16 protein-coding genes are annotated in these 9,990 nt (G+C 64.9%); 8 read left to right on the top strand and 8 right to left on the bottom strand.

Annotated features, from left to right (window positions below; genetic code table 11):
• Window positions 1-14 precede the first annotated feature (14 nt).
• The 5 genes from BKD30_RS14360 (at window position 15) to BKD30_RS14340 (ending at window position 2,747) form a co-directional block, all read left to right on the top strand.
• Entirely contained in the window at window positions 15-1,190 is a 1,176-nt protein-coding gene (locus tag BKD30_RS14360; RefSeq protein WP_076705692.1) for a hypothetical protein, read from the top strand.
• Window positions 1,187-1,621: a hypothetical protein gene (locus BKD30_RS14355; protein WP_076705690.1), complete on the top strand. Its 435-nt coding sequence runs from the start codon at window positions 1,187-1,189 to the stop codon at window positions 1,619-1,621. Before BKD30_RS14360 ends, BKD30_RS14355 begins: the two co-directional genes overlap by 4 nt.
• A gap of 170 nt (window positions 1,622-1,791) precedes the next feature.
• Window positions 1,792-2,340, top strand: coding sequence for an antirestriction protein ArdA (locus tag BKD30_RS14350; RefSeq protein WP_076705688.1), 549 nt, complete (start codon window positions 1,792-1,794; stop codon window positions 2,338-2,340).
• A gap of 18 nt (window positions 2,341-2,358) precedes the next feature.
• A complete protein-coding gene (locus BKD30_RS14345) occupies window positions 2,359-2,550 on the top strand; it encodes a hypothetical protein (protein ID WP_076705686.1) in 192 nt (63 codons plus the stop codon).
• Window positions 2,547-2,747 (top strand): hypothetical protein, encoded by a 201-nt coding sequence (locus BKD30_RS14340; protein WP_076705684.1) that lies wholly within the window; start codon window positions 2,547-2,549, stop codon window positions 2,745-2,747. Before BKD30_RS14345 ends, BKD30_RS14340 begins: the two co-directional genes overlap by 4 nt.
• On the opposite strand, the gene BKD30_RS14335 is transcribed toward BKD30_RS14340, so the two are convergent.
• The gene (locus BKD30_RS14335) at window positions 2,731-2,955 is read right to left on the bottom strand and encodes a helix-turn-helix domain-containing protein (RefSeq protein ID WP_083956561.1); all 225 of its coding nucleotides are present in this window, start codon (window positions 2,953-2,955) and stop codon (window positions 2,731-2,733) included. The two genes, BKD30_RS14340 and BKD30_RS14335, sit on opposite strands and share 17 nt — an antisense overlap.
• Window positions 2,956-3,137: 182 nt before the next feature.
• On the opposite strand from BKD30_RS14335, the gene BKD30_RS14330 reads away from it, so the two are divergent.
• Complete coding sequence (locus BKD30_RS14330; protein WP_076705681.1) at window positions 3,138-3,890, top strand: hypothetical protein; 753 nt, start codon at window positions 3,138-3,140, stop codon at window positions 3,888-3,890.
• 69 nt (window positions 3,891-3,959) lie between these two features.
• On the opposite strand, the gene BKD30_RS14325 is transcribed toward BKD30_RS14330, so the two are convergent.
• From BKD30_RS14325 to BKD30_RS14295, 7 genes are all read right to left on the bottom strand, one after another.
• Window positions 3,960-4,571, bottom strand: coding sequence for a hypothetical protein (locus BKD30_RS14325; protein ID WP_218189316.1), 612 nt, complete (start codon window positions 4,569-4,571; stop codon window positions 3,960-3,962).
• On the bottom strand, window positions 4,528-5,736 hold the full coding sequence (locus tag BKD30_RS14320; protein ID WP_076705677.1) for a relaxase/mobilization nuclease domain-containing protein: 1,209 nt from the start codon (window positions 5,734-5,736) through the stop codon (window positions 4,528-4,530). Before BKD30_RS14320 ends, BKD30_RS14325 begins: the two co-directional genes overlap by 44 nt.
• Window positions 5,733-6,239, bottom strand: a complete 507-nt coding sequence (locus BKD30_RS14315; protein WP_218189315.1) for a MobC family plasmid mobilization relaxosome protein — start codon at window positions 6,237-6,239, stop codon at window positions 5,733-5,735. Before BKD30_RS14315 ends, BKD30_RS14320 begins: the two co-directional genes overlap by 4 nt.
• 77 nt (window positions 6,240-6,316) lie before the next feature.
• Window positions 6,317-6,661 (bottom strand): hypothetical protein, encoded by a 345-nt coding sequence (locus tag BKD30_RS14310; RefSeq protein WP_076705673.1) that lies wholly within the window; start codon window positions 6,659-6,661, stop codon window positions 6,317-6,319.
• 72 nt (window positions 6,662-6,733) lie between these two features.
• Window positions 6,734-7,318, bottom strand: a complete 585-nt coding sequence (locus BKD30_RS14305) for a hypothetical protein (protein WP_076705671.1) — start codon at window positions 7,316-7,318, stop codon at window positions 6,734-6,736.
• 2 nt (window positions 7,319-7,320) lie between these two features.
• Entirely contained in the window at window positions 7,321-8,031 is a 711-nt protein-coding gene (locus BKD30_RS14300) for a hypothetical protein (protein ID WP_076705668.1), read from the bottom strand.
• Window positions 8,024-8,224, bottom strand: coding sequence for a hypothetical protein (locus BKD30_RS14295; RefSeq protein WP_076705667.1), 201 nt, complete (start codon window positions 8,222-8,224; stop codon window positions 8,024-8,026). Before BKD30_RS14295 ends, BKD30_RS14300 begins: the two co-directional genes overlap by 8 nt.
• Before the next feature lie 138 nt (window positions 8,225-8,362).
• On the opposite strand from BKD30_RS14295, the gene BKD30_RS14290 reads away from it, so the two are divergent.
• Entirely contained in the window at window positions 8,363-8,623 is a 261-nt protein-coding gene (locus BKD30_RS14290) for a hypothetical protein (protein ID WP_076705665.1), read from the top strand.
• 2 nt (window positions 8,624-8,625) lie between these two features.
• Entirely contained in the window at window positions 8,626-9,990 is a 1,365-nt protein-coding gene (locus BKD30_RS14285; protein WP_076705663.1) for a type IV secretory system conjugative DNA transfer family protein, read from the top strand.

Raw genomic sequence — 9,990 nt, 5'->3', positions numbered from 1 at the left:
ACACGGAGGTCTCTATGCCTATGGTCATTACGCTCGGCGGCGAGACCATCGACATCGATGTCGAGGTGTTCGAGTTACTCTTCGACAACTCGTCGGTCCGCAGTTACAAGGGCTATACGGCCGCAATGGAAACCGGAGAAATTGCGTTCAGCGAGCTCCTGAAACTCGCGCGTAAGGCCGACATTCCCTACCCGCTGTTCTTCGCGCCGAAGCCTGTCGCCGCAGCACAGGTCGAGCTCAAGACCCAGAAGCTGCTCCAAGGTGTCAAGAAGGGGACCTATTCACTCAACTCGCGAGCCGCCGTCGACCTGGCTGACATCGAACTTATCGTGAAGGACCTGACGCGGAAGCAGGAACTTGTCAAGAAGTTCGATCCGTCATTGGGGCGCAATCCAATAGTCGGGATGCTCAAGAAGTCCAGGGGGTCACCCCAGCGTGACGCGCACGCACTCTTGTCCGCCCTGGGGCTCACGACGGCCACCATTCACGCGGCGAGGTCCAAGGAAGCGGCAGTGGAACTTCTGATCACTCATCTCGAAGCTGCCCACATCCTGGTCTCCCGTAGCGTCAACGGTTTCATGCCCCAGACTTTGAGCAAAGCTAAATTCAGTGGGCTTACCGTCAAGGATGCCAAGGTGCCGTACGTCTTCCTGACAGGAGGGTCCCACGGCGAAGCGGAAGAACCCGCAGGGCGTCAGGTCTTCACACTTTCGTTACTCGCTGTCCTCGTGGCTCGACGAGTATTTATGCCAGTCACCATGGATGCGCGGTCCATCACGGCGACTCCACGACAGGAATACAGCATCGTTGCTGAGATGCTGATGCCCAGCCCTTTGCTCCGCGCCGCGTCGCTGTCGTCGCTGGATGAAATCACCGAGGTGGGCGAGAAGTTCAAAGTGACGCCTAGCGCGATCGTTGTTCGAGCCGCTCACCTCAACATTCTCGACAGAGACACTGCCAACTATCTACTCGCCGAGCTCGGGAAAGCGTTCGCTTCGCGTCCCAAGAGGGAAGCCCGGAGTCCGAAACCGGTCAACGCGGTCCGCAAGTACAACGGACGTGAGTTCTCTGTCCGCATGCTCGATGCCCTCGACAGCGATCGACTCACTCCCAGAGAGTTCTGTCAGGTCGCTTGCGCCAACAAGATCAAGATCACCGACATCCCGGAGTTTCGGAGCGCGCTCACGTGAACGAACGATGGTATCTCGTTGACAACAACGTCCTCTCGAAGCTCACTCCCGCGCAACGTGCCAGCGAGTTCTTCAGTGAGAACTGTCGTGTTTCGAGCGAGGTGCTCTACGAGGCTCGTGCCTACGTGGAGGAGTCGGTAGCAGACGCGGTGTTGCCGACGACGGCAGCGGTATTGCGGCGCTTGAAGGAGGTCATGTCGGCAGTCGACCCAGGCGACACCACTCTGGTTGACCTCTACGCGAACAAGGGCGCGGCAGACCCCGTCATGATCGCATCCGCGCTGGAGGAGCAGGCGCACGAGAACGCGACCCTCTTCCCCAGCACATGGGTGATCGTCACCGACGATAAGGCAGTCGCATCCACCGCGCGTCGTGTTGGGTTGAAGGTGATGTTGTCTCCCGACTTCCAGGCGCAGTTCCCTTCCAGGTAGCGCGGCAGAGTCGCACCGCTGCCGTCTGAGTACCTGGGGTGAACGTGGGCCCGCCGTGGGCGGACCCGGGAGGTCTTCTGAGAGCGGTTGATGCGGCGTAAGCGCGTCATTTCATCAGAGCCTGACTGCCTGTCGCGTTCGCCGCTCTCCTCGAACCGAGGAGGAGATCCATGGACACGAACACCTTGGACAGCACGCCGCGAGTGTGGGTCGGCTGCCTGCACTGCTACAACTCCGGACGCCTCGTCGGCGAGTGGTTCGACGCCGTCGATGCGGACGAGGTCACCCTGACTGACGTGCACCGGGGCGCGGGCGGTAGCCGCGGCGGTTGCGAGGAGCTGTGGTGCTTCGACCATGAGAACCTGCCTGTGCGCGGCGAGATGAGCCCGCACGAGGCGGCCGAATGGGGCAGCTCCCTGACATCGGTCCCGGAGCACCAGCGTGAGGCGTTGTGCGCGTGGGTGAGGAGCGGTGACTACGTGGCTGAGGGCACGGGTGACCTGCCGAGCATCCCGGACTTCGAGGACCGCTATTGCGGCGAGTGGGAGTCGTTCCGCGAGTACGCGGAGGAGCTGGCCGACGGTACAGGCCTCCTGTCGGGAGTTCCCGAAGACGTTGCTCGGTACTTCGACTGGGCCGCGTGGACCCGTGACCTCGCGTTCGACTACACCGTCGAGGACGCGCCGGGAGGCGGCGTGTTCGTCTTCCGCAACCTGTGACTGGAAGGAGATGCCCCGATGACTGATGACCAGTGGGAGCTGCGCTTGTGCGTGCAGTGCGACATGCCCAGAATCGCCAACCGCGTGCTCGTCATGGCAGAGGACATGAGCGTGAGCCGGGTCTACTACTGCCCGGAGCACGGACCGCTGTCGATCGCGGTCGTGGTCGATATGCGCGCTATCCGAGCCCGACGGAGGGGAGAAGCATGAGTGCAGAGTCCAACGCGAGCAGCCATGCCCTGGCGTTCAGCTGGTGGCGCGGCTGTCCTGAACTCACTGACGAGGAGGCGCGCCTGCACGACCTGCTGGCGCTGCACCGGGCGACGGTCGAGTTGATCCGCGAACAGCGCGACCTGCTCAGGTACTACGACAGCGACGAGGAGCTGGGGATCAGCTCTGACCCGTGACGGGGTCCTCGTCCCAGGGGCCGCCGGTGAGGAACTCCAGCGGGTCGACCTCCAGCGTCCGGGCGATGTGGTCGATCGTCTGGAGCTGGAGGTTCATCTGACCGGTCTCGATGCGCCTGAGATAGCGGACGTCGAAGCCGAGCAGCTCGGCTGCCGTCTCTTGCGTCATGCCCTTGTGATTGCGGTAGGCGCGCAGGTTGCGTCCCACGTACTCCTGGAGGGGGCGCGCGAGGACTGGGAGGTCGACTCGCTCCGCATCGGGGCGTTCATCCTTAGGCACTCTTTCAACAGTCAGCCTGATTCCTGCTCTATACCAGGGTATTCTGATACCCGGTAGATCTGTGCCCGTTCGAGGGGAACACCAGACCAGAGACGAGAAAGAGAGCCCGTATGCCACGCCGCAAGACCCTGCCCACCGCCCTCACCACAGCAGCGGCCGTCACGGCGCTGATGCTGGCCGGCTGCTCGTCCTCGCCCACGGGAGAGGGCGCGAACGGTTCCGGCTCGAACGAGGGCAAGCCCTCGCAGGCGCAGTCGGCCACGGTCTACGACTTCCCGCTCAACGGCATGGAGCCCGTGGGCAAGGGTGAGCAGCTCACCGTGGTCCTTCCTGACGACCTCAAGCAGGCGGCAGGCAAGGAAGCCAGCAGCGTCGTGGTCGAGAGCTTCACCGTCTCGTCCCACAAGTTGCAAACCGCCGAGTACTGCGCCGTGGACATCAGCGTCCAGTTCGTCTCTGACGACGCAAAGAAAGGGCTCCTGAACTCCTACAACAAGGTGAAGAACCTGAGCGACGACACCGACGGGCAGAAGATCGCCCACGCCACGCTGTACCGGGGCGAGATCGCTACGCTCGACGAACTCGATGAGACGAACCCCGAGGAAGGGATCTACGCCGCCGACGACGGTTCGCAGATCGTTCAGGTCGCCGACTGCGCATCCTCACCGCAGGACGACGACGCCGACATCACGCTCGGCTTCAGCTACCCCGGGACCCGCAACTCCCTGGGGGACTCGTACGAGGTCTACAAGGACTTCGCGACGGCAAACCTCGCCGTCATGGCCGACGGCAGTGTCTCGGTCGCCTCGACGGACACCGGTGATTGGATGCGTGACAGCTCTGGGAAATGGATCAAGGGCTGATCCGGCGAGCTACAAGAGCAACAACCCCGCAGCCATCCGGCTGCGGGGTTGCTCTTTTCCTCCGAAGACTCAGGTCACCATCCGCGACAGACCCCTTGCGGCCTTGTTGCCGAGCCAGTAGACGACCCAGCACGTGCCAAGAGCGCTACCGACCGTGGCGACGGCGATGATCAGCTTCAACCACCACGCCTCCGCCGCTACGAACGACGCCCAGGCCCACCCGAAGATCTCGGGGATGCCGAACATCTGCCCGACGAGGCCCAGGACCATCCCCCCGACCATCACAGCAAACACATACGGCAACAACGTCACGGAGACCATCCCGATACCCGCCCAGGTCAGTGCACCCTTGAGCCGAGCGGCGATCTTCTCGAGCTTCTCAAACCACGAAGTGGCCTTCTGGAACACCTCTTCCACCTTGGCTACCATGTTGTCTCCAACGGTGACCACCCGACGCTCAAGCGATGACAGCGTTTCGGTCATGCGCTTCTCACTGGCGGCGATCTGTGCGCCGAGCTTGTCCACCAATCGGGGCGCGAGTGCCCGCGCGATACTCACGGCAAGCTTGTCCGGGTCAAGCCTCACCCGTCCGTTGGCGTGGACAGTTTCCGAGAGGGCCTTCAGCTCCGAGCGCACCTCAGAGCGAAAGGCCTCGTTCTGCTTCGCGTTCTCCTCCAACAAAGCGAGCATCTCCTTCTCGAATGGCGTCAATGAGCCTGCGTCGGGCTGCTGCGCGGGCTGCGCGCTGATGCGAGCCATGTTGATCATGCTCATGACTTCCTGCCTGCTCAGAGGAAGCTGCTCGTCGGTCGCGCGTGCCCCTGCGCTTGGCGGCATCGCCGTCGAGTCCTGACTCGTGTTCGATGGGGCGCTGGTCAGCGACTCGATCTTCGGTCCCTCGGACGTCGACTGGTCCCGCCTGTGTCGCGCTTCCTCCAACTCCTGCTGCTCGATCCTGTCCCAGACGCTCATGTCGCACCGTCCTTTCCTGGTTGTACTTGAAAATCTCCTGTGCACCCCCGTGGGTGAACTCCTCGGACAGCGACGACGCCTTCCTGCGCCGCTTCCTCGGCTTCTCGCCGGTGGTGTCGAGGGCCTTGTAGGTCCACCCGATCGACTCGTGGTCCTGGGTCGAGCCATCGGCGCTGGCCTTGATCGTGTGAACCTTCTCGTCCAGCTCGATGCCCTTCTCCGCCAGCACCTGCCGGTAGCTGGCGAGGTCGACTGACCGACGGTCAGCCAGCGACTCCTCAATCTGGTCGCCGAGCTGGCGGTCGAACTCCGAGACGGCCTCGCCCTCGCGGCGGTGCTCCCACAGCGAGCGCTGGTCCACGTTGCGTGAACCGCGCTCGGCCACGCGGAGCCCGTAGTCGCGCATCAGCTCGTCGTTCTGCTTCGCCACGTGCCAGTGCATGTTGTTGCCCTGGAGCGCACGGCCCGTGACGTTGTCGTGGTTGATGACCGTGATGTGGTTGTGCGGGTGGCCGCCCGCACCGTCGACGTGCGTGATCACCAGCACGTCACTGTTCGGGTGCAGCTTCTTCGCGAACTCGTAGCCCAGGTCGTTGACCGTCTGCACGGCCTCGGGGTCGTTCGGGTCGAACTCGCTGCTCTCGAAGCTCTGGATCAAGGAGCGCGCCTCGATCCGGCGGCTATGCGCCGTCGCGAGTGCCTCGGCGCGCTCGACGAACTCCTCGGGGCTCTCGGCGTCGACACGCAGTGCAGCCACCCGGTCGGTGCCCTCGGTCTTGTTGCGCCGGTACTTCTCGGTGCCCTTTGCCCCGTACAGCTCGTACTCGACCTTGGGCCGGGTCTTGGCGATGCGCTTGGAGTTGGTGACGCTCATACCGCCCGCCTCGTCCCGCCCAGCTCGTCCTCGACGCGGCGCAGCACGTCCGTCAGCTGAGCCAACACCGCCAACGCCGTCGGACTGCCGAGCGTTGCGGCACCGTCGCTGTGCACCTTGCGCACCAGCTGGTTGAAGTTCACGCCGATGCGGTTCACTTCGACGCGCAGCTCTCGCAGAGCAGGAGAGTGCGCAGTGACCCCTTCGGTGTCCGCGATCGCTGCCGCGATCGCCGTCGGCACGACCCCGCCCTCGACGACATCGAGGACGGAGGCACGCACCAGTGCCGACGGAGCGACCCTCATCGCAAGGGCTCGCCGCCTCACGCGTGCGAGTTCTCCTTCGTTGAACCGCACGGTGAGTCGCTCACCCTTACTCGGCGGCCGCGTGTCTGGGATGTTGCTTGCCATGTGAATCCCTCCTCCTTCGTCGTCGTGCTTCAAATGCCTGCCCTGCCTGATCACCCAGACACATGAGGTGCAAGCAACCTTTTCGTCAGACATCGCTGGCGCTCGTCTTCCTCAAAGGCGCTTGCGGGGGAGGGCTGCGCCCTCCCCTCGACCCCTCCTGGCCACCGGCCTCACGCCCCGGCCGAGAACGTCGACTTCTCGGCAGCCACACCGCTCGGCGGCGTGGACTCGGACGAACGAGTCGCCCGCTTCGCGCGCTCCCGACGACGCTGCGCCTCACCGGACAGCCGCTCCCGTGCCTTGGCCTGGAGGCGCTCGAAGACCTCCGAGTGCTCCTCCTCCAGGAGGTCGACGACGATCTCGCGGACCTTCGCGTCCTCCTTCTCCTGCCGCTGCCGCAGCCGAGCGATCCGAGCAGCGGCGTCCTCCTGCTCGACCTCGATCTCCGCCTCGATGTGCGACAGGCCGCCTGCGACCTTCTCCTCGATCCGCTGCGCCTTCGTCTGCTTCGCCATGCTGGTCTCCTCTCTCCACCCGGCGGTGCCGGTCTTCCGTCGGTAGGTCGCCTTCGCGGCAACTGACCGGGGTTACTCCTGGTCCAGGTCGAAGGTCTTCGTGATGACCTCCTTCTCCTCGTCTTCGATGCTCTGCTCGCGCTTCTTGCCCTCGGTCGCCCTGCTCGCGAGGAACTTCGTTGCGTTTCCGATCAGCGAGGGGAAGATGATCAGGGAGGCGAGGAACGCCGCCGCTGCGCCTGCCATCCACACGTTGGTGAAGACCGTCAGCGCCCAGCTGATGCCCGAGCGGGCGAGCATGAACGCGAGCGTGTAGCCAGTCGCCAGGGCCGCAAGCCGCCAGATCGGTGACCGAGCCTGCCACTCGCGGAAGTCCGCGGCCATCGTGCGCAGCAGACCCTTCGTGCCCTTGAACGCCGAGTCGTCCTGCTTCTCGGGGAGCCCGATGATGCCGTTCTTGAACAGCAGCGTGGTCAGCTGCACGAGGAACATCGTGAGCATGGTCGCGGCGATCTCCAGCCAGCCGTTCTTGGCCAGCGCGTACGCCACCATGCCGATCGCGCCACACAGCAGCAGCGTCGCGATGATCTGGTAGATGCGGTTGTTCTGCTCGATGTTGACGACGACCTGGCCGCCCTTGCTCTTGCCCTTCGCCATGATCAGGCTCCTTCCTTGTGCTCGGGCTCGTGCCCGACCTCGGTCTCCACTTCGATGACGATCGGCGCAATGCCCACCGGCTCGTCGTCGCGCTCCTGGTGAGATGAGTTGTCAACCTCGACGGGCACGGCCGGCGCCTCGGTCTCGACGACGATCGGAGCGATGCGCTGCTTCGACTGCTTCTGCTTGCGTGCCACGGCCGCCCAGCCGTTCGCACGGACCAGCCATGCCGCCCACGCGACGCCTCCGACCACCTGGAACGCGACGTATCGCGCCGCGAGGAGGACGCCGCCCTCCAATCCCGTCGTCGACAACACCAGCCACGCCACTGCGCCGAGCACGGCAGCGATCAGCAGGTACGGACCGGGCATCATGCGGCCCCACTTGCGGACCATCACCCACCAGGTGCCGTACGCAGCCCGGCTGATGATCAGCGCTGGTCCCGCGAGCACCGCGACGACCATGACGCCGATGAGGGCCAGCAACGCCCAGCCCGCCGTGTTCGCTGCGCCCTCCTCACGGAAGATCACCCGGTACAGGAGCGGTCTGGTCGTGACCTCGGCGAACCCGGCATCACCGGCACCTGCCTCGTAGCGGTCGTTCCGCCGGGCAACGACGGCGAGCTTCTCGCCACGACGACGAGCACCCGGGCGGTGCCCGGCACGGGCGAGAACCCAGGCCGCCCGTTCCCGCTCCCAGCGGTGCTCACTCATCGGTGTGGCTGTCCTCGGGGACGTAGCGCACGCCGTCGACGATGCACACGCTCTTGTCCGTGGCCTGACCGGTCTGAGGGTCCATCTGACAGACGCGTCCACCGTCGGAGCTGATACCTGCCGTGTAGCCGAGGAAGAAGGTGCCGCCAAGCAGCACCAGGACAGCGATCAGGCCAAGAACGTACTTACCCATGGGGTCCTCCTTCGATCGAAGCTCGTGCCTAACACGATAGCATGTGCTACAAAGCTACGAAAGGAGTGAAGTGCCGTGGACGTACGCTTGGGTATAACACCCGATCTAGTGCTATTGAGCTACCAGGAGGCCCACGACATGTCAGCGACGAGGCTCGCCATCTCCCTGACCGACGACCAGGCCCAACGGCTACGAGTCGCCGCTGCGGAGGCGAACATCCCGCACGGCGTGCTTGGCAGAGCACTTCTGGTCTACGGCCTGGGCAAGCTCGGTAATGAGGAGCTGGAAGCCGTCATCGAGCAGGAGGCCGCAAGCTTCCGCGAGAGCAGATCCAAGGGTGGCAAGACCGCGACCGCCAACCGGTGGCACAACAAGGACGAACCGCACCAGAAGGAGTAGCCGTGGCTCTCTTCAGCAGCACCACCTACACCCCGCCGCCGACCCCGTTCGGAGGCTTCATCGACGGCAAGCCCGCCGAGACCGCGCCACACCTGCTTGTGAGCGGGCCCTCCGGCGTCGGCAAGTCCAGGCGTGTCCTCGGTCCGGGCATCCTCATGTGGCAGGGACCGGTCGTCGCCGTCTCCTCGAAGCCCGACCTCATCGACCTCTGCCTGGAGCAGCGGCACGAGTGGGCCGGTGGTCGACACACGTACGTCCTGGACCTCTCGGGCGAGGTGCCCGACGATGTTCTGCCACCCGGGGTCGAGAAGGTCGTCGTCGACCCAACCGCGCTCATCCGCACCGACGACGACGCGATGGACCTCGCGAGCATCCTCATGCAGTCCGGTGCCGCCGGAGCCGGTGGCGGAAACACCAAGGGCGGCGGCAGCGGTGATCCGTTCTGGGAGAACGTCTCCCTCGCTCCGCTGGCCGCGCTGCTGCGCGCGACCGGCCAGCGCGGCATCACCTGGACCCGAGCCGCCGTCGGCCGCCTGAGCCCGGACGACGAGGACGACACCGAGCAGCCGAGCTGGATCAACGCGATCGGCATCCTGGAAGATCTGTCACCGATGCTCGAATCGGAGCTGAAAAGCGCAGCACTGCTCGACGCGAAGATGCGCGACTCGATCATGGTGACCATGAAGTCCGCCGTCGCCCCGTGGCTGCGCTCCACCGTCGCCGGTGACGGCACGTCGCGGGCCTTCACCCCGGACATGCTGGCCCACCCGAAGGCCACGCTGTTCATGGTCGCCCCGGCGACCGGCGTCGCAGCCGGTGCCGCCGTCTCGGCGGTCGACTTCATCTCCAAGCGGTGGCGCGCCAACCAGACCGAGAAGACCAGGCTGCCCAGGCTGCTCATGGTCGTCGACGAGCTGTGCAACACGATGCCCTGGCCGAAGCTGCCGACCGTCGTCACCGAGTCCCGCGCGATGGGCATCCACCTGCTCTGCGCGGTGCAGGCCACGTCGCAGTTCGCCAAGCGTTACGGCAAGGAGGGCATGGACGAGCTGCGCGAGGTGTTCCCCGCAGTCCTGTGCCTCGTCGGCGCACCCGAGAAGGACATGCTCGAACGAGCGGCGTGGTGGTACGGGCAGAGCGAACGCCACAAGACCACTACCGACCACCTCGGGCGACAGTCCCAACAGTCCGAGAAGGCCGACACCCTGCACGCCACTGACCTGCTGCCGAAGTCGATGGACGAGGGACGGCTGCTGCGCGGCAAGCGCCCCGGCGCGGCCGCGGACACCTTCTCCGACGCTGGTTTGCTGGTGAACCTCGTCGACATCTCCCAGGTCAGGTTCAAGGCTCGCCCCAAGGCGGCTTGA

Origin of the sequence: Tersicoccus phoenicis (genome assembly GCF_001968835.1) — a bacterium.
GTDB classification, from domain to species: domain Bacteria; phylum Actinomycetota; class Actinomycetes; order Actinomycetales; family Micrococcaceae; genus Tersicoccus; species Tersicoccus phoenicis.
This window is presented reverse-complemented; position numbering and strand designations above follow the sequence as displayed.

What these genes read in the sequence shown, in the direction of transcription:
- BKD30_RS14360 (WP_076705692.1), top strand. Translation starts at nt 15, where the DNA reads ATGCCTATGGTCATTACGCTCGGCGGCGAGACCATCGACATCGATGTC.
- BKD30_RS14350 (WP_076705688.1), top strand. Translation starts at nt 1,792, where the DNA reads ATGGACACGAACACCTTGGACAGCACGCCGCGAGTGTGGGTCGGCTGC.
- BKD30_RS14345 (WP_076705686.1), top strand. Translation starts at nt 2,359, where the DNA reads ATGACTGATGACCAGTGGGAGCTGCGCTTGTGCGTGCAGTGCGACATG.
- BKD30_RS14340 (WP_076705684.1), top strand. Translation starts at nt 2,547, where the DNA reads ATGAGTGCAGAGTCCAACGCGAGCAGCCATGCCCTGGCGTTCAGCTGG.
- BKD30_RS14330 (WP_076705681.1), top strand. Translation starts at nt 3,138, where the DNA reads ATGCCACGCCGCAAGACCCTGCCCACCGCCCTCACCACAGCAGCGGCC.
- BKD30_RS14320 (WP_076705677.1), bottom strand. Translation starts at nt 5,736, where the DNA reads ATGAGCGTCACCAACTCCAAGCGCATCGCCAAGACCCGGCCCAAGGTC.
- BKD30_RS14315 (WP_218189315.1), bottom strand. Translation starts at nt 6,239, where the DNA reads ATGTCTGACGAAAAGGTTGCTTGCACCTCATGTGTCTGGGTGATCAGG.
- BKD30_RS14310 (WP_076705673.1), bottom strand. Translation starts at nt 6,661, where the DNA reads ATGGCGAAGCAGACGAAGGCGCAGCGGATCGAGGAGAAGGTCGCAGGC.
- BKD30_RS14305 (WP_076705671.1), bottom strand. Translation starts at nt 7,318, where the DNA reads ATGGCGAAGGGCAAGAGCAAGGGCGGCCAGGTCGTCGTCAACATCGAG.
- BKD30_RS14300 (WP_076705668.1), bottom strand. Translation starts at nt 8,031, where the DNA reads ATGAGTGAGCACCGCTGGGAGCGGGAACGGGCGGCCTGGGTTCTCGCC.
- BKD30_RS14295 (WP_076705667.1), bottom strand. Translation starts at nt 8,224, where the DNA reads ATGGGTAAGTACGTTCTTGGCCTGATCGCTGTCCTGGTGCTGCTTGGC.
- BKD30_RS14290 (WP_076705665.1), top strand. Translation starts at nt 8,363, where the DNA reads ATGTCAGCGACGAGGCTCGCCATCTCCCTGACCGACGACCAGGCCCAA.